The sequence below is a fragment of the Parafrankia colletiae genome (assembly GCF_001854655.1).
Classification (GTDB): domain Bacteria; phylum Actinomycetota; class Actinomycetes; order Frankiales; family Frankiaceae; genus Parafrankia; species Parafrankia colletiae.
This window is the reverse complement of the sequence record NZ_MBLM01000108.1, coordinates 341,589-366,282: the sequence shown is the minus strand read 5'-3', so window position 1 is coordinate 366,282 and position 24,694 is coordinate 341,589. Positions and strand designations below refer to the sequence as shown.

20 protein-coding genes are annotated in these 24,694 nt (G+C 73.3%); 4 read left to right on the top strand and 16 right to left on the bottom strand.

The window, feature by feature from the left end:
- Positions 1 to 313 precede the first annotated feature (313 nt).
- The 4 genes from CC117_RS36255 to guaB form a co-directional block, all read right to left on the bottom strand.
- A complete protein-coding gene (locus tag CC117_RS36255) occupies positions 314 to 3,493 on the bottom strand; it encodes a hypothetical protein (RefSeq protein WP_071083904.1) in 3,180 nt (1,059 codons plus the stop codon).
- A 237-nt stretch (positions 3,494 to 3,730) separates the two neighbouring features.
- The gene (locus CC117_RS12745; RefSeq protein ID WP_071083903.1) at positions 3,731 to 5,215 is read right to left on the bottom strand and encodes a hypothetical protein; all 1,485 of its coding nucleotides are present in this window, start codon (positions 5,213 to 5,215) and stop codon (positions 3,731 to 3,733) included.
- A 119-nt stretch (positions 5,216 to 5,334) separates the two neighbouring features.
- Positions 5,335 to 6,465, bottom strand: coding sequence for a GuaB3 family IMP dehydrogenase-related protein (locus CC117_RS12740; RefSeq protein WP_071083902.1), 1,131 nt, complete (start codon positions 6,463 to 6,465; stop codon positions 5,335 to 5,337).
- A gap of 90 nt (positions 6,466 to 6,555) precedes the next feature.
- Positions 6,556 to 8,037, bottom strand: a complete 1,482-nt coding sequence (guaB, locus tag CC117_RS12735; RefSeq protein WP_206744820.1) for an IMP dehydrogenase — start codon at positions 8,035 to 8,037, stop codon at positions 6,556 to 6,558.
- Positions 8,038 to 8,770: 733 nt separating this feature from the next.
- On the opposite strand from guaB, the gene CC117_RS12730 reads away from it, so the two are divergent.
- Positions 8,771 to 9,187, top strand: a complete 417-nt coding sequence (locus CC117_RS12730; protein WP_018638427.1) for a DUF5319 domain-containing protein — start codon at positions 8,771 to 8,773, stop codon at positions 9,185 to 9,187.
- 555 nt (positions 9,188 to 9,742) lie between these two features.
- Complete coding sequence (locus CC117_RS34615) at positions 9,743 to 10,075, top strand: WhiB family transcriptional regulator (protein ID WP_035741549.1); 333 nt, start codon at positions 9,743 to 9,745, stop codon at positions 10,073 to 10,075.
- Positions 10,076 to 10,512: 437 nt separating this feature from the next.
- On the opposite strand, the gene groL is transcribed toward CC117_RS34615, so the two are convergent.
- The 4 genes from groL to CC117_RS12710 all read right to left on the bottom strand — a co-directional run bounded on the left by groL (position 10,513) and on the right by CC117_RS12710 (position 13,837).
- Positions 10,513 to 12,162, bottom strand: a complete 1,650-nt coding sequence (gene groL / locus CC117_RS12725) for a chaperonin GroEL (RefSeq protein WP_071083900.1) — start codon at positions 12,160 to 12,162, stop codon at positions 10,513 to 10,515.
- Positions 12,163 to 12,286: 124 nt separating this feature from the next.
- Entirely contained in the window at positions 12,287 to 12,595 is a 309-nt protein-coding gene (gene groES / locus CC117_RS12720; protein ID WP_018638430.1) for a co-chaperone GroES, read from the bottom strand.
- A 127-nt stretch (positions 12,596 to 12,722) separates the two neighbouring features.
- Complete coding sequence (locus CC117_RS12715; RefSeq protein ID WP_071083899.1) at positions 12,723 to 13,013, bottom strand: hypothetical protein; 291 nt, start codon at positions 13,011 to 13,013, stop codon at positions 12,723 to 12,725.
- Between the two features lie 20 nt (positions 13,014 to 13,033).
- Positions 13,034 to 13,837: a MarR family winged helix-turn-helix transcriptional regulator gene (locus CC117_RS12710; protein WP_071084004.1), complete on the bottom strand. Its 804-nt coding sequence runs from the start codon at positions 13,835 to 13,837 to the stop codon at positions 13,034 to 13,036.
- A 179-nt stretch (positions 13,838 to 14,016) separates the two neighbouring features.
- Here CC117_RS12710 and CC117_RS12705 point away from each other — a divergent pair, with 179 nt between their 5' ends.
- Positions 14,017 to 14,652 carry an FMN-dependent NADH-azoreductase gene (locus CC117_RS12705; RefSeq protein WP_071083898.1) on the top strand — a complete coding sequence of 212 codons (636 nt, stop codon included), beginning with the start codon at positions 14,017 to 14,019 and terminating at the stop codon, positions 14,650 to 14,652.
- A 67-nt stretch (positions 14,653 to 14,719) separates the two neighbouring features.
- On the opposite strand, the gene tsaD is transcribed toward CC117_RS12705, so the two are convergent.
- From tsaD to CC117_RS12670, 6 genes are all read right to left on the bottom strand, one after another.
- Positions 14,720 to 15,736 (bottom strand): tRNA (adenosine(37)-N6)-threonylcarbamoyltransferase complex transferase subunit TsaD, encoded by a 1,017-nt coding sequence (tsaD, locus tag CC117_RS12700; protein WP_071083897.1) that lies wholly within the window; start codon positions 15,734 to 15,736, stop codon positions 14,720 to 14,722.
- A gap of 92 nt (positions 15,737 to 15,828) precedes the next feature.
- On the bottom strand, positions 15,829 to 16,329 hold the full coding sequence (rimI, locus tag CC117_RS12695; protein WP_071084002.1) for a ribosomal protein S18-alanine N-acetyltransferase: 501 nt from the start codon (positions 16,327 to 16,329) through the stop codon (positions 15,829 to 15,831).
- A 58-nt stretch (positions 16,330 to 16,387) separates the two neighbouring features.
- Entirely contained in the window at positions 16,388 to 17,206 is an 819-nt protein-coding gene (tsaB, locus tag CC117_RS12690; protein ID WP_071083896.1) for a tRNA (adenosine(37)-N6)-threonylcarbamoyltransferase complex dimerization subunit type 1 TsaB, read from the bottom strand.
- A gap of 538 nt (positions 17,207 to 17,744) precedes the next feature.
- Positions 17,745 to 18,641, bottom strand: coding sequence for a TetR/AcrR family transcriptional regulator (locus tag CC117_RS12685; RefSeq protein ID WP_071083895.1), 897 nt, complete (start codon positions 18,639 to 18,641; stop codon positions 17,745 to 17,747).
- 797 nt (positions 18,642 to 19,438) lie between these two features.
- Complete coding sequence (gene tsaE / locus CC117_RS12675; RefSeq protein WP_116287772.1) at positions 19,439 to 19,930, bottom strand: tRNA (adenosine(37)-N6)-threonylcarbamoyltransferase complex ATPase subunit type 1 TsaE; 492 nt, start codon at positions 19,928 to 19,930, stop codon at positions 19,439 to 19,441.
- A 19-nt stretch (positions 19,931 to 19,949) separates the two neighbouring features.
- Positions 19,950 to 21,182, bottom strand: coding sequence for an alpha/beta fold hydrolase (locus CC117_RS12670; protein ID WP_241830049.1), 1,233 nt, complete (start codon positions 21,180 to 21,182; stop codon positions 19,950 to 19,952).
- 371 nt (positions 21,183 to 21,553) lie between these two features.
- Here CC117_RS12670 and CC117_RS12665 point away from each other — a divergent pair, with 371 nt between their 5' ends.
- Positions 21,554 to 21,886 carry a hypothetical protein gene (locus tag CC117_RS12665; RefSeq protein WP_071083892.1) on the top strand — a complete coding sequence of 111 codons (333 nt, stop codon included), beginning with the start codon at positions 21,554 to 21,556 and terminating at the stop codon, positions 21,884 to 21,886.
- Positions 21,887 to 21,942: 56 nt separating this feature from the next.
- Here the strand turns inward: CC117_RS12665 and alr are convergent, their stop codons facing one another.
- Together alr and CC117_RS12655 are read right to left on the bottom strand one after the other, a co-directional pair.
- Positions 21,943 to 23,076, bottom strand: coding sequence for an alanine racemase (alr, locus tag CC117_RS12660; protein WP_071083891.1), 1,134 nt, complete (start codon positions 23,074 to 23,076; stop codon positions 21,943 to 21,945).
- On the bottom strand, positions 23,073 to 24,650 hold the full coding sequence (locus CC117_RS12655) for an NAD(P)H-hydrate dehydratase (protein WP_071083890.1): 1,578 nt from the start codon (positions 24,648 to 24,650) through the stop codon (positions 23,073 to 23,075). The genes alr and CC117_RS12655 overlap by 4 nt, the downstream gene beginning before the upstream one ends.
- Positions 24,651 to 24,694 lie beyond the last annotated feature (44 nt).

The window sequence follows — 24,694 nt, the reverse complement described above, 5'->3', positions numbered from 1 at the left end:
GCGTGCCGCCGCCTGGTACCAGCAACACGGTCAGACCAGAACATGACACACGATCCTGCCCCATGACTGGAATATGCAATTCACCGGGTCCGCGGACCGGCGGGTCGCCAGGAACATCAGATAGCGTGCCGATCCCATTTGTCGGGCTTCTCCGGTAAGCCCTCACGCAGCGCAGCGAGGTCGATCCGCGGCGCTGACGGCGATCGCATCCGGCACTCACCTCCGGGGTCTCATCACTGCACCCGCATTCCACAAAGAGCGCACTTCGTGAGGGAGAACCCTGCCCCGCGTGGCGGAGGAGTACGGAGGCGGATCAGTTCGCGTAGCAGGCCCGGTCCGGCTGGTTCTGCGCCGCACGGAGGAAGAGGGTTCCCTCCGCCCTGCCGCCCGCTCCGCGACCGGGGGAAACGAGGCTGTCCCCGGACACTCCCGCGAGCGGGCCGCTGGTGAACTGAACGGCGGCGACCGTGGTGTCCGGATTATCGCCCTGCGAGGGAGCCATCCTGTACTCCCCCGGGGTGTTGTTCCACCGGTACGTCARCCCCGTCGGCTCGACGACGAACACGTCCGACAACGGCTCGCCGGCGGAGTTCACATCAACCATCAGGCGGCAGCGCCAGGTCCCGTTGACCAGGGCCCTGCCCTGCAGCGCCTCCTGTGTGGTCGGCTCCTGGGCGACCTGGCTGGCCTGCGGCRCCGTCGGCTCCGGCGATGACTCCTCGCCGCTGTCCCCGCCCATCAGCACCGTGTACAGCCCGACCACGAGCAGCGACACCACCAGGGCGATCGCCAGCGGGCCGATCCAGCCATGCTTGAGCCAGGCGAACCGGTCGGCCTCCGGCGACGCGGAGTTCTCGTCCGGCTCGTCGTGAAGATCCGCGGGTTCGAGCACACCGACCGCTCGGGTCCCACGGCGCTCCGCCGCGGCACCGCCGCGCGGACCGGTCCCGCCGCCGCCGCGGCCACCGTCACCACGGCCGCCGTCGCCGCGGCCACCAGCGCCGCGCGCGGCGGACCCACGGCTGCCGGTGCCACGACTACCCGTCCCACGGCTGCCGGTACCGCGGTTGTCAGGCCCGTCGAGCCCGTCCGCCCCGTCCGCACGGTCCAGACCTGCCACGTCGGTGGCACCCGTGTCCCGGCCACGGCGCCCCGCACGGCCCGCACCGCGCGCCGCCGACCGGCGGTTCTCCGGGCGCAGGTCCTCGACGTCCAGCGCGCCGGCGGCGGACCGGTCCCGGCGCGGTGTGCGGGTGCGCCCCGCGGTCCCCGTCTCGTCCAGGCCGGTGTCGTCCCGTGCCTCGCCCGGCCGGGACGACCCGCGCCGCGGCGCCGGTGTCGAGACGGCCTGCAGACTGTCCGTGTCGGTCACCGGGTTCGGGGTGCGCCGACGGTCGGCCGGCACCCCTCGCTGCCCGGTGCGGCGCACCGAGCGGGACGGCTGCCAGCCCGGGTCCTCGTCCCGGTCGGCCCCGCTTCGCCCGCGGCCCCGGCGGGTCACCAGCGACGTCATCTCGACCGCGCTCTCAGGACGCCTCCCGCGGCCCGGACCGGTCGTGGTGACAGCCGGGCTCGCGGCACCCTGGGGACCCGTACCGGCCCCGGCACTCGGCGGGGCCGTTCCCGGCCCCGTGGCCCCGACGGCACCGCCGGTGCCCGGCCCACCGGAACGGCCCGGGGGCAGCGCCGGGACGTCCGCGCCCGGACGGAAGGACGGCCGCGCGGTGAGCATCGTGTCCTCGACCGGCGTGCCGGCCGGCAGCGCGCGCCAAGGCCCGGACGGCCCCGACAGGGCGCCGGGTCCAGCGCCCGGACCCCCTGGACCCGGCCGGCCCGAGCCTGGCCCGTCCACCCGGGCCGGCACCCCGTTCGGCAGCGGGCCGGACAGCGGATCCATGCCAGGCGGCAGTGGCTCGGCACCGCGGCGCCGCGCGGGCAGGTAGTCCTGCGGCACGTCGCGGCCCGGGACGCGCCATGGGCCCGACGCCTCACCGCCACGTGGCTCACCAGCCCGATCCGCCATCGGCAGTCCTGGTGACGACGGGGTGGACCAGGAACCGGAGGGAAGCGAGGCCCGCGTGCGCGCCGGTGCCGGGCCCGTACCACTGTGGGCTCCTCCGGCGGCGCCGGTCGTGCCTGCCGTGCCGGCCCGTGACCCGGACCCGCCCCCGATGGGCATTCCGCCGGTGACCGCCGGGCCGCCGAGCGGGTACGGACTCGCTGGCGGAGGATTCCCCGGTGGCAGGCTCGCCGGCGACGGCGCGCCGGGTGGCAGGGCGCCGGCGGGGCGCAGGGGTCCACCGGGCGGCGGGGCGGATGATCCGTGGGCAGGCCCGGACTCGACGCCGTACCCACCCGGGCCGCCGATGCGGTATCCACCGGTGTCCGTTCCACCCAGACCAGTTCCGCCCAGAACATAGGAGCCGGAGCCGCTGGCCGGGCCATGGCCGGGCGGCGGATCGGAGCGGGTCGGGTATCCGTCCTGCGGCGGTCGCGCGACCCGCGGCAGCCCGCCGGTCGGCGGACCCTGCCGGGGCGGTAGCGAGGCGCCCATCTGCTGCCCGGTGCCCGAACCTGCGCCGTTCCACGGGTCGACGGCCGCCCCGGGCCCGGTTCCTTCGGGCTGACCGGAGTACCCGGCCGCCGGTCGGCGGAACCCGCCGGTCTGGTAGGGCCGGGGGAATCCGCCGGTCTGATCCGGGCGAAGCGGGCCACCGCTGCGCGGCCGGTCCGTATCGGAATGCGGCTGCCGTTGTGGCGGCTGTGGCTGTGGCGGCTGCTGCGGCTGCGGAACGGCCGCGCCGTAGCCCGGATAGCCGCTCTGCTCGCCTCCGATACGCACCGATCCGGTGGCCGGACCGACAGGACCGGTCGGGCCGGCGGGAGTGACCGGGTGGTCCGGCAGAAGGGGTGAACGCTCGGTCGGATAACGCGGCGGGGGCGTGGACTCCACGTAGCCCCGCTGCGCCGCGCCATAGCCGGGAGGTGAGCCGAACACATCGGTGACCGGTGCCCCGGGCTCAGGCCTCGCAACGGCCGGCAGGCCTGGCGGCAGCGGAACCGCGTTGGACGGAGCGGGGGTCGCGCCACGGCCGTCAGGAACACCACGGGACGTCTCGACCTCGACCGCCGGACCAGCAGCCAGCGGCGACGGGCCGCTCCACGTCGAACTGACGTCGAACGGGTCGCTGCTCGGCGCGCCACCGACGACGACACCACCAGCCCCGCCCACGACCGGACCACCGCTGACGACCGGACCGCCACCACTGACCACGGGGCTGCCACCGACGATCACGGGGCCGCCTGCCGAACCGGCGCCGCCGCCGACATCAGGACCGGAGGACGGCCACGGGGTCGTGTCCCACCCGCCGCCGGACGTCGGTGCCGGGCGGTAGGCCGGAGCCGCCTCCTCGGGTTCACCGACCCGCTCGACGGCGAAGAAGTCATCGTCGCGACGGCCGCCGGAGGGTCGGTCCGTGCTGTCTGTTGTCACGGATCAATCACCCGCCTGCCACCGCGATGGTTGGGCCCGCGTCGCCCGGCACCAGACCCGCATCGCGCTGTCGCAGCCTCGTCGACTCCGCTCATCGACCGCCCTCGCCGACGAGGCCATGACTGCGACCGCGAATGTGGCCACGACCGTCCCGCACGCCCGAAACGGACCGCGGAATCGACCGAGACGAACGCGAATCGGTCGCAAACGGGATCATCACACTGTACACGGACGCTCTCATCGGAGATTGCGGCAGGCCGTGTAGATCTCGCGCACGATGCGCTGGGAGCTGTCGGAACTGACGTCCCGATTGAGGGCCAGGTACTGGTCCTGGGTGTACTGGCCCTCCAGTTTTGTCAGGGTGCAGGTGCAGAAGCGCTCGTTGCCGTCGCTGACGTTGAGGCATTCGTTGATGTAGGTCTGGCGGAGCTTCGGGTCGTACTGGCCCTCGGCAGCCACCGGGCCGGTCACCGCGGGCGCGTCGTCGCCGCCCAGGACGATGAAACCGGCCACTCCGAGTGCGGCCACGAGCGCGACCGCCACCGCGACAGCGGCCACCGCCGGCCGGCGCAGCATTGCGGCGAGCCGGCCCGGCAGCCCACCACGGTCCGCCGCGACCCCGGCATCGCCGCCGCCGTCAGCAGAGCCGGGGCCGCCGGGGTCGTCCTCCCAGCCCGCGGACGGGTCCTCCAACATTCCCGGCTGGCGCTGCGCGCGCGCCCGCCGCACCGGCGGGCGGCGCGAGGATGCCGGAGCGTTGTACCAGGCGTCCTCGTCCTCGTCCTCGTCCTGGTCGGCGTCGCCCAGATCCGCGTCCGCGCCCAGGGCGGCCTGCGGCCCGGATCCCGCGCGCGACCCGGCACCGCCGGGCGAGTCCTCGGCCCCGAAGACGGGACGCCCAACGGACGGCTGCCGGGGCTGGACTGTCCGCCGAGGAATGCCCTCGGTGTGCTCAGGCAGCTCGGATCCGCTCTGCGGATCTTTCTGGAGCGCGGGAGCGGCGGGACCTCCCAGCACGCGGGGGGCGAGCGGATCCGTGTGCTCCGGATTCCTGGTCCCCAGGTCGGTGGTCCCGGGGTGGTCGGCGGTGCCCGGTGCCCAGTTCTTCGGGACGGAGACCACAGGATGGGCACCGCTCCCGAACGGATCGACACCCAGCGGATCGGCGGTGGGGCCGGCACGGTCGACGCCGCGGCCAGCCGGTGTGGCGTGGTCGAACGGGCCGGTGCCGGCCAGGTCTACTGCTCCCGGCCCGGTACGGGCCGGGCCCGGCCGGGTCGCCTGCGGGCCGGTCTGGTAGCCGACGAAGGTTCCCGCCGTGGGCGTGGGCCCGGTGTAGGCCTCACCGGTGAAGATCGGGCCGGTCGGGGCGGGGCCACCAGGGCCACCGTCTGGCGGCGTCCAGCCGCCACCGGCCTGGCGGGCGGCCTCGCCGGGCGAGGCCGCGTCCGGCGCGCCGACACGGAAATCCGTCGTGTTCTCGCCGGTCGAGGCCGGGGCACCCACCCAGTAGCCGCCGCGCCGGGGGCTCTCCGCCCCACTCCCCTGGCCCGGGCGTGCCGGCCCGGCGGAGACCGCCGCGGCGGCGCCCGTGGCAGCAGAGCCCGCCATGGGCAGGTCGGAACGCGACGCGACGTTCGCGAGCCGCCAGGTCTGGGCGGGTTCGTCCCAGACGTAGGCGCCGTCGTCGCTGACCCAGCGGCCGTTCTCGTCGAGGCGCATCAGCCGTCCTTCACTCCGGAGACGGACGGCTCCCAGAGTGCCACGACGGATCGGCACCCACGGCGCCCGGGTCGGCCGCATGGCATCCGCATGCCGCGGGCCGGTCAGGCACCGCCCCGTCAGCCGCCGGCGGCGACCATGATCTCGGCCTTCTGGAACTCCTTCAACGTCGCGTAGCCCGTAGTGGCCATGGCCGTGCGCAGCGCTCCGGCGATGTTCGCCACACCGTCCACGGCGTTCCCCCCGGCTCCGGTGAGGATCTCCGCCACGGAGCGGGATGCCGGCAGCTGTGCCCACCGCCCGCGCGGCAGATCGGAGTGGAGCATCTCCATCGACCAGACAGCGCCCTGGCCCGGGGCGTCCACTGCCTGCGCCAGCAGCGAATCCACCATCACCGCGTCGGCACCGCACGCCACGGCCTTCGCCACGTCCCCCCCGCTGCGCAGGTCGCCATGCGCGATGACGTGCACGTAGCGGCCACCGGACTCGTCGAGGTAGCGCATTCGCGCGCCTGCGGCGTCGGCGATGGCTGTCGCCAGCGGCACACCGATTCCGAGGGTTGCGGCCGTGTCGTCGCCCAGCCCGCCGCCGACGCCGACGATCACCCCGGCAGCCCCCGTCCGCATCAGGTGCAGTGCGGTGGAGAAGGAGGCACAGCCACCGACGATGACCGGAATGTCGAGCTGTCCTATGAACTGCTTGAGATTGAGCGGCTCGGTCCGCCGGGACTGGTGCTCCGCCGACACCGCCGTGCCATGGATGACCAGGAGGTCGACGCCGGCCGCGACGACGTACGGACACAGCGACCGGACCTTCTGCGGTCGCAGCGCGGCGGCGGTGACGATGCCCGCCTCCCGCATCTCGAGCAGCCGGGCGCCGATCAGGTCCGGCTGCACCGGAGCGGTGTACAGCTCGCGCAGCCGCCCGGCCGCCGCGAGTGCGCCGGCCTCGGCGCCGAGCGCCGCCACCTCCGCCAGCAGTGGCTCGGGCTCCTCGTGCCGGGTCCACAGCCCTTCCAGGTGCAGGACACCGAGCCCGCCCAGCCGCCCGAGCGCGATCGCCGACGCCGGCGAGGTCACCGCGTCGGCCGCCGCGGCGACGATCGGCAGGTCGAAACGGTAGGCGTCGATCTCCCACCCGAGCGACACGTCGGCTGGGTCGCGGGTACGCCGCGAGGGGACGATGCCCACGGCGTCCAGGCCATAGGCCAGCCGCGCGCTCTTCCCAATACCGATCTCGACGTCAGCCACCGTGTCCGGCCTCCTGGTCAACCTTGGCTAGTTCCGCCGACCATCCTGCCCGTCCGGCCGGCGGCAGGCCGTGACGAGAGGCAGCCGGGCTCACCGGGTGTAGTTCGGCGCCTCGACGGTCATCTGGACGTCGTGCGCGTGGCTCTCGGTGAGGCCCGCGGAGGTGATCCGCACCAGCTGGCTGTACTCCTGCAGGTCGTGGATCGTCGCCGAGCCGGTGTACCCCATGGCCGCCCGCAGGCCGCCGATGAGTTGGTGGGCCATGCCCGCGAGCGAGCCCCGGTAGGGCACCTGGCCCTCGACGCCCTCCGGGACGAGCTTGTCATCCGACAGGACGTCGTCCTGGAAGTAACGGTCCTTCGAGTAGGACCGGTTGCCCCCACGGCTGCGCATGGCGCCGAGTGAACCCATCCCGCGGTAGGACTTGTACTGCTTGCCGTTGATGAAGATGAGCTCGCCCGGGCTCTCGTCGACGCCGGCGAGCAGACTGCCGAGCATCACCGTGTCGGCCCCGACCGCGATCGCCTTCGCGATGTCGCCGGAGTACTGCAGGCCGCCGTCGCCGATGACCGGAACGCCAGCCGCCCGCGCCGCGCGGGCCGCCTCGTAGATCGCCGTGACCTGCGGGACCCCGACACCGGAGACGACCCGGGTGGTGCAGATGGAGCCTGGCCCGACCCCCACCTTGACCGCGTCGGCGCCGGCGGCGACGAGAGCGGCAGCGCCGGCGGCGGTGGCCACGTTGCCGCCGATGATGTCCAGCGGCCGGCCGTTGGCGCCGGTGGGCATCTCGGCCTTGAGTCGGGCGATCATGTCCGGCACGGCGCGGTGGTGGCCGTGCGCCGTGTCGACGACGAGGAAGTCGACCCCGGCCGCGACGAGGACCTGGGCACGTTTGAGGGCGTCCTCACCGACGCCGATGGCGGCTCCCACCACGAGGCGCCCGTCGGCGTCCTTCGTGGCGTGCGGGTACTGCTCGCGCTTGGTGAAGTCCTTCACCGTGATCAGCCCGCGCAGGCGGCCGGCGTCGTCGACGATGGGCAGCTTCTCCACCTTGTGGCGTTGCAGCAGACCCAGGGCGTCGTCCGCCGACACGCCCACCGGGGCGGTGACCAGCGGCATCGGGGTCATCACGTCGCGGACCCGGCGGGTGTAGTCGCGCTCGAAGCGGATGTCGCGGTTGGTCACGATGCCAAGGAGCAGACCGTCCGGCTGGGTCACCGGGACGCCTGAGATGCGGTACCGCGCCATCAGGACGTTCGCGTCCTCGATCGTCGCGTCCGGCCCGCAGGTGATCGGCGCGGTGATCATGCCCGACTCGGACCGCTTCACCATGTCGACCTGCTGCGCCTGCTCGTCGACCGACAGGTTGCGGTGCAGGACGCCGACGCCGCCCTGGCGCGCCATCGCGATCGCCATCCGCGCCTCGGTCACCGTGTCCATCGCGGAGGAGACCAGTGGCACGGCCAGGGAGATGTTGCGGGACAGCCGGGTGGACGTGTCCACCGATGACGGAACCACCTCGGACGCGGCCGGCAGGAGGAGCACATCGTCGTAGGTGAGGCCGAGCATCGCCAGCTTCGGGGGAAGGGCTGCCCCCTCAGCCCCGGGCGCGGACCGGACGTCCGCCGCCGGGCCGGGTGCCGGGTCGATGCGGGGTTCTCCGGCCGCACGCGTGGTCGAGGTCGTCGGAGTGGCGGCGGAACCGTCCATGGCACCTTTCCGTTCGCGTCGGCCCCGCGCCTGCGGTGGCTACCCCGCGGCGCGTGGGGGATCCCGCACCCGGCTACCGGGCGAGCCGGCCCACACTCGGTGGACATGTCAGGGGCAGACGCAGGTCAGGAGCAGCAGACGCAGGTCGGGGAGGACCTGTCGCGCATGCGGCTTCGTGCGCGGCCCGCCGGTCGGGCGACGGTGATATCCCCATCGTAGAGGCCCGGCATCGGCCCCGAACGCCCCCGCGTGACCGAGAGCACCACACAGGCCACGGACGAGCCTCCCGGCCGCGGATCGCACCCTGCTCCGTACTCAGCCGGCCCGGCCGCGCCGCGACCAAAGCGGAATACTGGCTCGCTAGCACAAAGAGCGCGGACCTGTCCCCGGAATCGGGCGAAAGGGATGCCGACAACAGGCAGACCGGGCACGGACCAGGAGCTCGGGGATCCCCACGACACATCCCGAGAGCAGCGCAGGCACCACGGGAAGCCATCCAGGTCGGGACAGATTCGGGCATCTGGAACGAATGCCCCGCACGTCAGTGCCGGACTCGGTATCGGGACCACTAAGCTGTGGCTACAAGCGTAGCGTGTTCCTCGTGAGCAACGAGCCCCTCGACCCCTTCGCGGGCGACCCCGAGGACCCGGCGGCCGAGCTCGCGCAGCTCGATTCCGCCGAGGATCTGGACCTGCTCGAACCGCTGTCCCTCCGGGAGCGGGAAGAGATCCTCGCCGAGCTGGGCGACCTCGACGTCTTCCGGACGCTGCTCGAACCACGTGGCTACCGGGGCCTGGTGGTCGACTGCGAGGGGTGCGCCGAGCCGCACTACTTCGACTGGGACCTGCTGGCCGGGAATCTGCGCCACCTCCTCGACGAGGGGCGCACCCGGGTGCATGAGCCCGCCTACGCCCCGGACCCGGCCTGCTACGTGAGCTGGGACTATGCGCGCGGCTTCGCCGACGGCGCGTATGAGGCGTCGGCGGCCTCCGAGGCGGACACCCGCTGACCCCCGGGCGGCCCACCGCCGCCCCCGCCCCGGCCGACCGGTCCACCCGGCCGCCGTTCGAAGGTCACTGATTCCGGGCACGCGCAACGCTGCGCGTGCCCATTTTTCTTGTGCCTGTTCCCGCACCGTGCCCCGCCGCACCGTGCCCCGCCGTGCCGTGCCGTGCCGTGCCGCTGCGCGGGCGCCGGATCGCGGCCCCAGCCCACGATCGGTGATCATCTTCGCCTGCGCCGGGAATTCGGATGCTGATTCGTGTTACGACCCTGGCGACGGGTAGGCGTCAACTGCCGGCGGCGCGCGCATCCGCCACCTGTCGACTGGTTGGCGGCGACCTGCGCGGTGTCGGTACCCGGCGTGGTCGGACGTCCACGGTTGTCGCTGGTCGCGCCGTCCCGCCCGCTCCCGGCCTGATCTGCGTCGGGAGCGTGGTCCGCCAGCAGGAAGACGGCGCCGGTCGACCGGGTGAAATTCCAAGATCTCCAGTCGATGGCGGGCGGCTACGGTGACCGGGTAGTCGCGGCGCCAGCCGCTCAGGTCGAAAGGGGGGTCAGGCCTATGACCGACGTCCGACGACTTCCAGGCCCCGGCGCGGAGAAGTGGGAGTGGCAGCTCCACGGTGCCTGCCGAGGCGAGAGCACCGAGCTCTTCTTCCATCCGGAGGGGGAGCGCGGCCCGGCCCGTGCCGCCAGGGAAGCCGCAGCGAAGGCCATCTGCGCGCGTTGTCCGGTTGTCCGGGCCTGCGGGGAACATGCCCTAGCCGCCCGGGAGCCCTACGGAGTATGGGGCGGGATGAGTGAGTCCGAACGGGAGGCGGTCCTGACCGGACGCACCCGCCGGGGTGCTGCCCGTCATGCGCCGGCGAGGCCAGGTCTCGCCCCGGCCTGCTAGACCGGGCCGTCGGATGACGAGATCCCCGGGTCCATCCCCGTCGAACGGGACGGACCCGGGGATCTCGCGTTTCTGGATCATCGGCACCGACGACCCACGAAGATCGCGCGGCGCGCGTGGCAGCGAGCCGGCCGGTTCGGTGCTCCTTGCGGGGACATGTCGCCCCAACCCCGGCGACCACCCGCGACGGGTGAGCGGCCCGCGATCAGCTGTCAGGTGCGCGACCTCGGGTGGCGCCCCGCCCCTTCCAGACAGCAGCAGGCCACCGGCATCGGTACCGGCGGACGGCGCACCGGCGCCGGGCGGAAAAACGGACGAGGCCCGGTCGGTACCAGTCTGACTGGTACCGACCGGGCCTCGTCCGTGCCCACGTCACCGTGATGCCCCGTGCGGCCGGCGCGCTGCTGCGCGACCGGCCGCACGGCTACCCGGACGGATCAGAAACCCGGGCCGTGCGAGTGGGAGTGCCCGTGCCCACCGTGCGAGTGGCCATGGCCGTCGCCGGCCTCGGCCTCCGCCGGCTTCTCCGCCACCAGACCCTCGGTGGTGATCAGCAGCGCGGCGATCGAGGCCGCGTTCGCCACCGCAGAGCGGGTGACCTTCACCGGGTCGACCACACCGGCGGCCACCAGGTCGCCGTACTCGCCGGTCGCCGCGTTGAAACCGTGGCCGGTCACGCCTTCGCGCACCTTGGACACGATCACCGCGCCCTCCAGCCCGGCGTTGCGCGCGATCCAGGTCAGCGGTGCGTCGAGCGCGGCACGCACGATCCGCACCCCGGACCGCTCGTCACCGGTACGACCGAGGTCGCCGTCGAGGGCCGTGGCGGCGTGGACGAGGGCGCTGCCGCCACCCGCCACGATGCCTTCCTCGACCGCGGCCCGGGTCGCCGAGACGGCGTCCTCGAGGCGGTGCTTCTTCTCCTTGAGCTCGACCTCGGTCGCGGCGCCGACGCGGATGACCGCGACACCACCGGCGAGCTTGGCCAGGCGCTCCTGGAGCTTCTCCCGGTCCCAGTCGGAATCCGAGAGCTCGATCTCCTGCTTGATCTGCCGCACCCGCTCGCTGACGGCGCCGGCCTCGCCACCGCCGTCGACGATGGTGGTGACGTCCTTGTCGACGACGATCCGGCGGGCGCGACCGAGCTCTGCCAGCGTGATCGAGTCGAGCTTGAGACCCACCTCGGCGGCGACGACCTGGCCACCGGTGAGGGCCGCGATGTCCTGCAGCATCGCCTTGCGGCGGTCCCCGAAGCCGGGGGCCTTCACCGCGACGACCTGGAAGGTCTTGCGGACCGCGTTGACCACGAGAGTGGACAGCGCCTCGCCCTCGACGTCCTCGGCGACGATCAGCAGTGGCTTGCGCTCCTGCACGACCTGCTCGAGGATCGGCAGGATCTCGGTGAGCGCGCCGATYTTGCCGGGGTACAGCAGCACATAGGCGTCCTCGAGGACGGCCTCCATGCTCTCGGCGTCGGTCACGAAGTACGGCGAGATGTAGCCCTTGTCGAACTGCATGCCCTCGGTGAGCTCGAGGTCCAGACCCATGGTCTGGCTCTCCTCGACGGTGATCACACCGTCCTTGCCGATCTTGTCCATCGCTTCGGCGATGAGCTCACCGACCTGGCTGTCCTGCGCCGAGATGGCCGCGACCTGGGCGATCGTCTCCTTCTTGTCGACCTCGATCGCCRCTTCCAGCAGCGCCGACGACACGGCCTGGACAGCCGCCTCGATACCGGCCTTGAGCGAGAGCGGGGAAGCGCCCGCCGTCACCTGCTTGAGGCCCTGGCGGACCATCTCCTGGGCCAGCACCGTCGCCGTCGTCGTGCCGTCTCCGGCCACGTCGTTGGTCTTGGTGGCGACCTCCTTGGCCAGCTGCGCCCCCAGGTTCTGGTAGGGGTCGTCCAGCTCGACCTCACGCGCGATCGTCACACCATCGTTGGTGATCGTCGGCGCGCCGTACGACTTGCTGATGACGACATTGCGACCGCGGGGGCCGATCGTCACCTTGACCGCGTCAGCGAGGGCGTTGACACCCCGCTCGAGCGAGCGGCGAGCGTCCTCGTTGAACGTCAGAATCTTCGGCATACCTGTTGTGTCCCTCCGACACCGCTACCTGGCGGAACAGGAAGGGCGCGCCCCGCCGTGGTACCCGGTGGAGACCGGGGACCACCGGTGGGACACGCCCCGCCTGCTACTTGCCGGCGTCCGGCTACTTCTCGATGATCGCGAGAACGTCCCGAGCGGAGAGCACCAGGTACTCCTCGCCCGCGTACTTGACCTCGGTGCCGCCGTACTTGCTGTAAAGCACGACGTCGCCGACCTTGACGTCGAGCGGGACGCGCTTGCCGTCCTCGAAACGACCCGGGCCGACGGCGAGGACGGTGCCCTCCTGCGGCTTCTCCTTCGCCGTGTCCGGAATCACGATGCCGGACGCGGTGGTCGTCTCGGCGTCCGAGGGCTGGACCACGATCCGGTCCTCGAGCGGCTTGATTGCAACCTTGGTGGCGGTGGTCGTCACGATCGACCTCCCCCTTCCTTCGCTGGATGAGAGAGCGACCCTGGCGGCCTGCCGTCGCGGGTGAACAGGCGCCTGTCGCTGGCACTCGCGAGTGCCGAGTGYCAACCTAGCACCCGCACCACGGACGTCAACCAAGACGGTCGGATCTGTCAAGACCGGCATCGGCTCGCTCGAACTGCCAGGCGTGCGCCGACCCCGCCGTGAGCTCGTCAGGCGGCGCCAGCAGCGGCTGTCCGGCGGCACCGGAAGGCTCCTCGACGCCACCACCGATGTGCAGGAGGACCACAACCAGGCCCGCCGACTCGCCTCGCCCGAGGTAGATCTCGGCGACCCGGCCCGCCACCGCGGAGCGGACCCAGCGCTCCAGCTCACCGACCCGCCCCGGTGCCGCCCGGGCCTCCCACATCCAGGTGGTCATCAGCGCGACCGCCGCCGGGATCAGCCGCGCGGCGCGGCGCGCCCACGGCCCCGGGCGCGCCGCGCGCCACCACCACCGGCGCCATCCCCGGCACCGGCGTCGGCACGAGCCACGCCCGGCCGACCGGGACCGCCGGCCGGCGGCACCTCCGGGCTCAGCGTCGCCTCGACGGCCACGCACGCCGCGGCACCCTTTGTCGGATCCATCGCGACCAGATGTTCCGAGACGACACGCGCGAGCGCCGTGAAGGTCTCCCGCTCCGTGGGCGGCAGCGGTGCCAGCACATGGTCGTCGACGGCCCGCAGCGCGGACCGCGCCCGCTCGTGCGCCCGAACCCCGCGCTCCGTGGCGATGATCATTCGGGCCCGCCGGTCGGTCGGGGCGGGGCGCCGCTCGACGAGACCAGCCTGCTCCATCTCGTCGACGAGCCGGACCATGACCGTACGGTCGATGTTGAACCGGCGGGCGACCTCGATCTGGTTGTGCGCGGCGCCCTCGACCGCCGCACCGAGAACGTAGAAGCCCTTCAGCCCGCCCGGAAGCCCACCCATCGCGGCGAGCGACGCGACCAGGTAGCCGTGGTGGATCTGGYCGACGATCCAGCCCAGGTCGGCCCGGACGCGGTCGGGCAGGTCGAGATCCGCACCGGCGGCGGCGCACGCGGCGTCGACAGCCGGCTCGCAGGCGGAACCGGAGCCGGGCTCACGAGCGGAGCCGGGATCGCAGGCGGCAGGCACAACGAGCCCACAGGAGTCGTCGTCACCAGCCGGGCGCGCGTCGACCGACGCGGCGGCCCGCGACGGCAGCGCCGAGATCTCTCCCAACGATCCCTCCACGCTCACACAGTACCCCGATCACCTCGGCATCCGATCATCACAACAAGTCTTCCCCACAGATAGGTGTTGACACAGATTATCTTCGAGGTTGACTATCTGCCTGACCACGAAATCGGACCGTGGGCGGGGCCACCCAGTCGTCAGCCCACGGATCAAGGAGAGCCGCGATGTCCCACCTGCTGCACGTCGACTCCAGCCTCGYGCCCGAAGGATCGGTCTCCCGCGGGATCGCCGCGGCGTACGTCGAGGCCTGGCGCGACCGCAACTCGCAGGGAACCGTCACCCACCGGGACCTGGCCGCCACCCCGCCCCCGCACCTGAGCTGGACGCTGGTCTCGAGCGGCTTCGCCGACCCCGAGCAGTTCACCTCCGAGCAGGCGGAGGCGGTGCGGATCCGCGAGGAGTACCTCGCCGAGGTCGAGAAGGCGGACGAGTACGTGATCAGCGTGCCGATGTACAACTACTCGTACCCATCGACGATCAAGGCGTGGCTGGACCAGATCATCGTCATGGGGCGGACGGCGGGCGGCGCGGCCGGCGACGGGGTGCTGGCCGGCCGCAAGGTCACGGTCGTGACGGCCCAGGGCGGCTCGTACGCCCCCGGCACACCCAAGGAGGGCTGGGACCACCAGGTCCCCTACCTGCGCCACGCCTTCGAGGTGCTCGGAGCGGACGACATCGAGTTCATCACCGTCGTGATGACCTTGTCGACGGTGAACCCCGCGCTCGCCCAGTTCAAGGACGTCTTCCAGGCCTCCCTCGAGGCTGCGGAGCTGTCCGTCCGGGAACGCGCGGCGGCCTGACGGCGCCGCGGCGGAGGGCACCGGAAGCGAGGGTCCGGGACCCCGAGGGTSTCGCGCGACGGAGGGTCTACAGCGGCAGCGTGGAGGTCGCGGGCAGGTCCCACGGGGACGGTGCCACCCCGGCCTCCACGCGCAGCGAGCCGAGGGCGGCCACCATGGCTCCGTTGTCGGTGCACAGCCCCGGCCGCGGCACCCTCAGCTGGATGCCGGCCGCCTCACACCGGAGCGCGGCCAGTGCCCGCAGTCTGCTGTTCGCCGCGACACCACCGCCGATCACCAGGGTGTCCACCCCCTGCGACCGGCACGCCGCGACGGCCTTCGCGGTCAGGACGTCCGCGACCGCCTCCTGGAAGGAGGCGGCAACGTCCGCCACCGGCACCGGCTCACCGGAGCGATGCCGTGCCTCCACCCAGCGGGCCACCGCGGTCTTGAGGCCGGAGAAGGAGAAGTCGAAGGTTCCGTCCCCCGCCTTGGCGCGGGGGAACGCGATGTCCGCCCGCCCGTCGCGGGCCGCCGCGTCGATCGGCGGACCGCCCGGGAAGGGCATCCCGAGCAGGCGCGCGACCTTGTCGTAGGCCTCGCCCGCGGCGTCGTCCACGGTGGCCCCCAGCGGGACCACCGGCTCGGTCGCCAGATCGGGCACCAGCAGCAGCGAGCTGTGCCCCCCGGAGACCAGCAGCGCCACCGAGGGGCGCGGCAGCGGCCCGTGCTCCAGGGTGTCCACGGCGACGTGCGCGGCCAGGTGATGAACGCCGTGCAGCGGAACGCCGAGCGCGAGGGCGTAGGCCTTCGCCGCCGCGACACCCACCAGCAGGGCACCGGCGAGACCGGGGCCCGCTGTCACCGCCACTGCGTCCACGTCGCGGTGCCGCAGGCCCGCACGGTCCAGCGCACGCTCGATGGTGGGGACCATCGCTTCCAGATGCGCGCGGGCCGCGATCTCGGGGACGACACCGCCATAGCGGGCGTGCTCGTCGACGGACGACGCGAGCGCGTCGGCGATCAGCGTGCCACCGCGGACCAGGCCGACGCCGGTCTCGTCACAGGATGTCTCGATCCCGAGCACCAGTGGGCGTTCCGTCACGGTGCCACCTTCACGACGTCGCCCCCACGTCCCGTCCGCACGACGTTGCCTCCGCGTCCCGCTCTCATGACGTGGCCCTCACGACACTGCCCTCACGACGCGGCCCTCGCGTCCCGGTCGATCGCCGCCTCGGTCTGGTCGAGCATCGACCCGTATCCCACCGTGTCGATCGGCCGGGCCCGCATCACGTAGGCGTCGCCGCCCGACGGCTGGTAGTACCCACGGCGGACGCCGAGGTCGACGAAACCGAGCCGGGCGTAGAGGGCCCGGGCCGGACGGTTGTCCGTCCGGACCTCCAGCCCGCAGCTGCGCGCGCCTCGGCGGCGTGCCTCCCGCAGCTGCGCGATCATCAGCCGGCACCCGACGTGACGGCCCCGCATCGCCGGCACCACACCGATCGTCTGGATGTAGGACTCGTCCCCCTGCAGCGCCAGCCCGGCGTAGCCGACGATCGAGCCGGCCGACATGGCGATCAGATAGTTCCTGCTGTCGCCCTGGGCCAGCTCGGACCAGAACAGCTCAGCCGACCAGGGATCGAGGGTGAAGACCTGCCGCTCCAGCACCGCGATTCCACCCAGATGCCACCAGCGCATGGGAACCAGCTCGACGCCACCCACCGCCGGCCCCGAGGCCGGACCACCACCGGCCACGTCAGCCCGCCACGGTGACGGTCTTGGGAGGCCGGGGTTCCGCGGCATCGGGCCGCCGCAGGTAGAGCGGCACCAGCGGCGCCGGTGTACGGCCACCGAGGATGTCCGCCGCCACGCAGCGCACGAGGACCGCCGGCGCCGGCGAACCAGGCACGAGCGGCCCGTCCGCCCCGTCCGCCCCGTCCGCCCTGTCCGCCCTGTCCGCCCTGTCCGCGCTGTGGCCGAACTCCGCGAAGACCTCGGGATAGAGGGCGACACCGGGGCCGGTCACCCGCGTGGCACCGGACGCTCGCAGCTGCGCCACGACCGCGGCCGGGGCACCGACACCGGGCTCACCGACACGCGTCCCGTCCTGGTAACGGGCCCAGAAGACCTCGCGGCGGCGGGCGTCCGTGATGACACCGACCGGGCCTTCGGTAACGGTGCCGATCCCGTCCAGGGAACAGACTCCGTGCACCGGGATGCCGAGCGCGGCGCCGAACGCGGCCCCCGTCACCATGCCGACCCGCAGGCTGGTGAAGGGCCCGGGGCCGGCGCCGACGACGACAGCGGCCAGGTCCGGCGGCCGGATGCCGGCCTCGGCCAGCGCCTCGGCGACCAGTGGCGCGAGCAGTTCGCCGTGGCGGCGGGCGTCCCACACTGCCCGCTCGAACAGTGCCTGCCACTCGAACAGTGCCCGGCCCGCCGCGGCCTGGTCCTGCGGCGCCTGGTCCTGTGGCGCCCGGTCTGCCTGCCGCCGAGGGTCGACGGGCAGCGCACCCAGTTCGACCAGCGCGACCGCACACGCCGGGGTCGAGGTGTCAAGCGCCAGGACAAGCACCCGTCCAGCCTACGGATCCGCCGTACGGCGCCCGTGGGCGGCACGCCAGCCCGCCCGCACGCGGCGACRCCACCCATCCCCCAGGCCGTCGCTCCGTAGACGAACCATCAACACCGCCGATTGGGCGCCCGCGTCGGTGCCGCCGTCAGAGGCGACCARCGGAACGCCCGGTCGGAACGGTGCGCGAGCTTTCCGACGGCCCGGCCGCGAACCAGGCGGAATTCCGGTGAAACGCACCCGGCAGGAATACCTGGAGTATGACCGGATGGAATAACAACGCGAATGCGAAAAGGGTGCGCCAGAACGATCGCCCGCCACCCGCCGGATGTGAACGCCACGCAACGCGAGGCGGCGCCGGGGTTGCCCGCAGGCAGCCCCGGCGCCGCCGGGAAATCACAACAGATGCACCGTGATCAGGATGGCCTGCCGAACGTCGGAAGCCCCCCTGGAACACAACCCGGGCCGGCTTCGGTCGGCGCCGGTCGGCGCCGGGGTCGATGGCCGTGCCGGTCGCGGCGTCGATGGACGTGACGGTCCGCTAGTGGGTGCGCCGGCCCACCGCGCCGGAGGGGCGGTGGCGCAGCCGTGGGTCGGCACTGATCGCCGGCAGGCTTGCACGCCCGTGGACCACCGCGCTGGCGCTCCCCGTGGTCCGCGTCGGCCGGGGACCCCGAGGCGGCAACGGCAGGCCCGCCGGGGCACCGGCGGGAGCTGCGGGAACGGGCGGGAACGGGGCCGCCGCGGAGGTCATCGCACCCCCGGCGAGCGGGGGGAACCCCACGCGCATCGGAGACCAGCCGGTGAAGCCGAGCATCCGCAGCGCCGAGGCGGTGAGCTTCTGCGCCGCCTGTTCGGCCGACCAGCCCAGGGTGTCCAGCAGGTCGACGATCACGCGCTCGTCGAAGACCGACGCCCACAGCAACACCGCGTAGTCGGGTTCCTGCGGAGGCAGCACACCACCCTCCACAAGGCCCAGGACGACCGGCGACAGCACCTCGTGCAGCCGGGAGACCAGGTCGTCCTGGCCGCGCAGCCGGGCGAGGTAACCCTGCGCGGACCGTACGTGGACCGCCGCGCGGCCCCAGCGGGCCACCGAGCGGACCCACACCTCGCAGACCACCTCGAAGTTGCCCAGGTGGTCGTCACCGGTGGCCAGCGCCCGGATGTCAGTCACCAGCCCGTCGATGAGCTGAAGGTAGTAGCCGTCGAGTGCGTCGTGGACGTCGACGAAGTGCCGGTAGGCGGTCGCCGTGGAGACGCCGGCCTCGGCGGCGAGGTCCACCAGGCTGAACCGGCGCCCGTTGCGGGCGAGGAGCCGCCCGACGGCGTCGAGCAGGTCCCGCCGGCTGGCAAGGAAGTCACTACGTGTCCRGCGGGACCGGGTCGAGCGCTCTACCGGAGCGTCTACAAGGTCGACAGCGGTGCTGCTGCGCACGCGCTCCCCTCTCCCGGCCCCAAAGGCCATACGGTTCTCCGCGGCCATGACGCGGCTGGGCCGCCGCATGCATGAACTTCGCGCCTACGCCGCCAATATAGCGGAACAACTCATCAACTACGGAACGTTGACTATTTGTCCTCAAGGGCGGCTTGGCATGGCACGCCACCCCGCGACGCGGTATGGGCGGACGCCGGGACAGCGCATTAACAGGGGGACATCTCAGCTTAACATGATCTAGGAGGCCCCCGGCGCCGTGTCGCGGTTCACTTCCCGCGCACGGACCCTTTCCAGACCTCGTCACCAATTAACTGCCATCGGCAGTCCAATGTTCCTGGAATCACTTTCTCGATTACCCGAACATGCCCACCCGAAAAGGTGCTAGACCGGCCACGCCGCAGCCGGCGGCACCGGGCCGCGCCGGTCCGCGTCGGCCGGACGTCCGGCCGACGTTGGGCTCCCCCGCGGGTCGGCCCGGCCGCGCTCCATACCGCCGGGCCCGCAGGACGGCCCGGCATGGATCGGATCGAGGGCTCCGGCGACCAGGCACGTCCGGATCACCGGCGCGACGCTGCTGGCGACGGCCCACCCGGCCCGGCAGCGGGCCAGGTCCGGCAGCGCGTGCCGGGCCGGACGGAACACGTCGACGGATTGACCCGCCGGGCCTGGCGTCCACACGCCGTGCGGGGCGGGCAGCCGGGCGCCCCGCCGGCTACAGAAAGCCTGTTCAGGGGCACCACACGGCTAGCGCTCCCGCGGGCCCCCGGTATCAGGACGGGGTGGGCGCACCGTGCCGGTCAGCTCGCCGGCAGGTCGGCCGCGGCCAGTCGCTCCGCCCAGTCCGCCCCGACCGGACGGAGGAGGACACGCCGCACCTCACCCTCCTCGTCGCCTGCCGGGCGGCGGATCTCCACCCGCAGATGGGCACCCGCCAGCTGCTCCACCAGCCCCGCGCCCCACTCCACGACGCATACGGACCGGTCGACGTCGGCGTCGAGATCGAGGTCGTCGACCTCCGCCACCCCACCGAGACGGTAGGCGTCCACATGGACGAGTGGCAGGCGGCCGTCGGTATGGACGCGAGCGAGGACGAACGTCGGTGACGTGACCGCCCCGCCTATCCCCAGGCCGCGTGCCAGCCCCTRGACGAAGACGGTCTTCCCCGCGCCCAGCGGCCCGCCGAGGACGATCAGATCCCCGGCCCGCAGCACCAGCGCGAGCCGCGCGCCGATCGCGCGCATCTGCTCTGGATCCTCGACCTCGATCTCCGCGACGGCGGGCATCGTCATCCGTTCGTGTCCGTCCGGTTCATGACGGGGTCGCCCGGGCCGACTGGRTGGGCGAAGGGGCCGTGGTACGACGCGACCCGGCACCGCCTCTCCTGCGTCCGTTCCCGCGTCTGAGGGGCCTGGCACGCGCAACGAGGTCGCGGATGGCGGCGTTCGTCTCCGCCGGACGCTCGAGCATGATCGCGTGGCCGGCTCCGGCCTCGACCCGCAGCTCGGCGTCGGGCAGGAGCTCGGCGAGCTCGCGGCTGTGCTCGAGCGGCGTCATGAGGTCACCGTCGCCGACGAGGATCATCGTCGGAACGTCCCGCAGGCCGRCCACGGCGCTCACCTTGTCATGGTCGAGCAGCGTCGACATGAACGCGGCCATCACCGGGATCGGCGTGTCCCCCACCATGGTCTCCAGGAAGGAGACCACGGATGGTGGCACATCGCTCCCTCCGAAGGCGATCCGCCGGGTGATCTCCCAGGAGAAGTCGCTGCCGCGGCGGCGGGCCCGTTCAAAGAGCGACGGGGCACGCTGCATCCCGACCGTCAGGGTCGGCAGGACCCGGCGCACCCCACTCGTGATCACCGCCGGCAGGCCCAGAGTCAAYCGGGCCAGGTCCCCCGCGCTGGTCGACAGGAGCACCACGCCGGCAACCCTGTCCCGGAACAGCTCCGGGTGGGTCCCCGCCAGGGCGATGATCGTCATGCCGCCCATCGAGTGGCCGACCAGCACGATCGGCCCCTCGGGGACCCTCTCGGCCAGCACCTGGTGAAGGTCGGCGGCAAGCTGGTCGATCGTGCAGTTCCCCGCCTCGGAGGGGCCGGAGCGCCCGTGCGCCCGCTGGTCGTAGAAGACCATCGGCCCCAGATCCCGCAGGGCGCGGTACTGGAACACCCACGAGTCGCCGTTGACGCAGAAGCCGTGCACGAAGACCAGAGTCGGAGTGGCCGCGCCGTCGTCGGCAGCGGTGCCCGGCGCCGGGCCGGGCTCCTGCGCGGTCTCCTCCACGTACAGCGGCACCGCGTCCGCCGTGGTGACGACCGTCGAGACACGCCCGCCGATCGGGCCGACGCCCTCCTCTGCCGGCAGGTCGGGCAGGTCGCGGTGGCGCCGCACGACGCGGCGTTCGGCGATCAGGCCCGCGGCGACGACCGCCCCGACCAGGCCGACGGTGCCGCCACGTCGGGCCGCCTGCGAGCCCACCACCGTGCCGGCAGCCCGGGCGACGGCACGGGCAGCGCCACCCACGGATGGAGCACCCGCCATCGCCAGCCACCTCTTCCTGCCGAGCGTTCCTGCCGAGCGGCCGATCCGATCCCCACCGATCCCCACCGAGACGACGGCGGGCACCGAAAGGACAACAGCCGCAAAAAAGCACGCGACATACCGATAATGCCCGATGGTGCCACCATGKCGGGCAGGACGCCCTCGACGGCAGCCCGGTGGCCGGCCCGTCCTCGCCGCGGTGGGCCACGCCAGAGACCACCGACCACCGCAGGGACGGCCGGAGAGCACCCGTGTGCGCGGATACAGGCGGATAGCCGACAGGGGCTCCCGGAGATCCACCGGGACCCGGTCCGGATCCTCCGCTAGCGTTGAACGGGTCGAGCCGTGCGGTTGCGACAAGGGGAGGCGTCGTGAAACTGCGGTGGCGGAAGAGCAGGCCGGCCGCGTCGCCGGTCCACAGCGGCGCTGTCGACGTCGAGGACGACCTCGACGAGCTGGACCAGCTGGGCGGAGAGCTCGGCATGGCAGAACCGGCCGGGCGCGCGCCCGCGGCCGGCGGGCCGGTCATGCTGACGCTGACCACCCGCACCGAGCTGGAGAAGGCCGCCGAGCGCGCGGCGAACCCGCAGCCGGTACGCCGCCGGATGGAGCGCGGCATGTTCGGCGGTGCCGCCACCGGTCACTCCCACGGCGCTGAGGGCGACGGGGGCGGAGGCTGTGGCAGCGGGGGCTGCGGCTGCTGAACGGGTGGAAGGGCTGACCGGGTGCGCGGCTGACCGGTCAGCCGCGCACCCGGGTCTCAGACGTAGACGCGCGGCACCCTGGCGCCGATGCGGGTGACGATCTCGTAGTTGATGGTGTCCAGCGCACGCGCCCAGTCGTCGGCGGTCGGCTCGCCGCGGTCGCCCGGGCCGAAGAGGATGACCTCGTCTCCGGCGGCGACCGGGTCGACGCCGACGTCCACGACGAACTGGTCCATGCACACCGTCCCGGCGATTCGGCGGCGGCGCCCGCCGAGCAGCACCTCGGCGGTGTTGGTCGCCGTGCGCGGGATGCCGTCCGCGTAGCCGAGCGGGACGACGGCGAGGTTGGTCTCGGCCCGCGTCGTGTACCGGTGCGCGTAGGAGACGCCGGTGCCTTCCGGAACCCGCTTCACCAGGGCCGTGCCGGCGCGCAGTGTCATCGCCGGGCGCAGGCCGAAGGTCGAGGGCGGGCCGACCTCGGGGCCCGGCGACAGCCCGTACACCGACACCCCGGGCCGGACCATGTCGAAGTGGGCCTCCGGGCTGACCAGGGTCGCGGCCGAGTTCGCGAGGTGTCGCAGGCGTGGGGTCAGGCCGGCCTTGCGGGCGGCGTCCACCGCGTCACCGAACCGCCCGATCTGCGACTGGACGGTCGGGTGGCCCGGGCTGTCGGCGAAGGCGAAGTGGCTCCACACCCCGACGACCTCGAGCAGCCCCTCGGCTTCCAGCGCCGCCGCGGACTCGCACAGGTCCGGCCAGACCTCCCCGGTGGCGCCGGCCCGACCGAGACCGGTATCGATCTTGAGGTGCACCCGGGCCGGCCGACCGACCTGCCGCGCCGCGGCGGCGAGCTCATCGAGCGCCCAGCCCGCCGAGGCGGAGAGGTCGATGTCAGCCGCCACCCCGGCGGCCAGCCGCTCACCGGGCACGGCCAGCCAGGAGAAGACCGGCGCGGTGATCCCGGCGGCGCGCAGGCCCAGTGCCTCCTCCAGGAAGGCGGCGCCCAGCCAGGTGGCGCCGGCCTCCAGCGCGGCCTGGGCGCAGGGCACCATGCCGTGCCCGTAGCCGTCGGCCTTGACCACGGCCATGGTGACGGCGTTGCGTGCCCGGGCCACCAGAGCCGCGACCGAGTCGCGCACAGCGTCCAGTTCGATGGCCGCGTAGGCGCGCGGCGGATGCGGCAGGCTCACCCCCTGACGCTAGCAAGCAGGTCCGCGATCACCTCCGGTAGCAGCGCCGGCAGGTCTCCGGCGGCCAGCGGGCGCGGACCGCGCTCGGCCGCCGAGCCGTGCAGGAAGGCGCCTGCCGCGGCGGCGAGCGCCGGCGGCAGTCCCGCGGCGAGCAGCGACCCGACCAGGCCGGTGAGGACGTCCCCGGTCCCGGCTGTGCCCAGCCAGGGCGTCCCGGTCAGGTTGACGAACGCCGCGCCGCCGGAGCCCGCGACGATGGTCCGGTCGCCCTTGAGCAGGATGGTCGCGCCCAGCTCCGCGGCCGCCTCGCGGACCGTGCCCAGGCGGTCCGTCGCGAGACGGGCCGGCAGGTCGGCGGCGTCCCAGCCCAGGGCCGTCGCGACGAGCCGGGCGAACTCTCCTTCGTGCGGGGTGAGGACGACCTCGGATGCGCTGCCCGGGCCGGCGCGGTCGTGCAGCAGGCGGGGCCGGGCGGCGATGAGCCTGGCCAGCGGCTGCAGTGCACCCGCGTCAGCGAGCAGGCCGGTGTCGGTCTGGTCGAGCAGGGCGGCGACGAGCCGCCCGGTCGCCTCGTCCGGGGGGAGCCCCGGTCCGATCGCCCACGCCTGCACGCGGCCGGCGGCCAGTGCAGCGTCGGCGTCGCCGGGCGCGATCACCGTCACCACCGTTTCGGGATGCGCCCGGCGGATGTGGGCGGCGGCCTGTTCCTCGGCGACGACCCGCAGGTAGCCTGCGCCGCCCCTGAGCGCGCCACCGACGGCCAGCACGCCCGCGCCGGGGTAGCGGTCGCTCCCGCCGACGAGGCCGAGCACGCCCCGGGAGTACTTCGAGTCCGCGGCGGACGGCACCGGCAGGAGGCGGGCGACGTCCTCGCTGCCGAGAGCACGCAGGTCGGCCGTGGGCAGAGCCAGCCCGATGTCGACCAGCTCGACCCGCCCCGTGTGGGTGGAGCCGGGCCCGACCAGCAGGCCCCGCTTGTACGTGCCGAAGGTGACGGTGCTGCTGGCCCGCACCGCGCCGTCGGCCACCGCACCAGTGTCGGCGTCGACGCCGCTGGGGACGTCGACGGCCACGGTGCGCGCTGGCGGCGCCAGCCGGGCCAGCAGCACGTGTGGTTCCCGCAGCGGGCCTCGGCCGCCGATACCGAGCAGCCCGTCCAGGACGAGGTCGGCCGAATCCAGGAGGTCGGCAGCCGCGTCGCCGCCCAGCCCCTGGTCCGTCCCCTGGGCTGACTCGATCCGCTGGCCCGACGCCGGGCCGGGGCCGGTGCGGTGCAGGCGTCCGCCGGCGGCGAGCAGGGCGGCTGTCGCCTCCGGATGGGTCCGCCCCGGTGCCAGCACGTGCACGGTGGCTCCGCGGGCGGCCAGCCGCGCACCGGCCCACAGTGCGTCCCCACCGTTGTCGCCCCCGCCGGCGAGGACGACCACGCGGGCTCCGTACACCCGGCCGAGGCGACCGACGGCATGGGTGACCAGCCCGGACACGGCGCGCTGCATGAGCGCGCCCGGAGGCAGGGCCGCGAGCAGCGGCGCCTCGGCGGCCCGGACATCGGCCACGGTGTGAGCTTCGATCATGTCGCCATGCTCCCGGCTCGGCCGCCCGCGCGCCCGCGGCCACC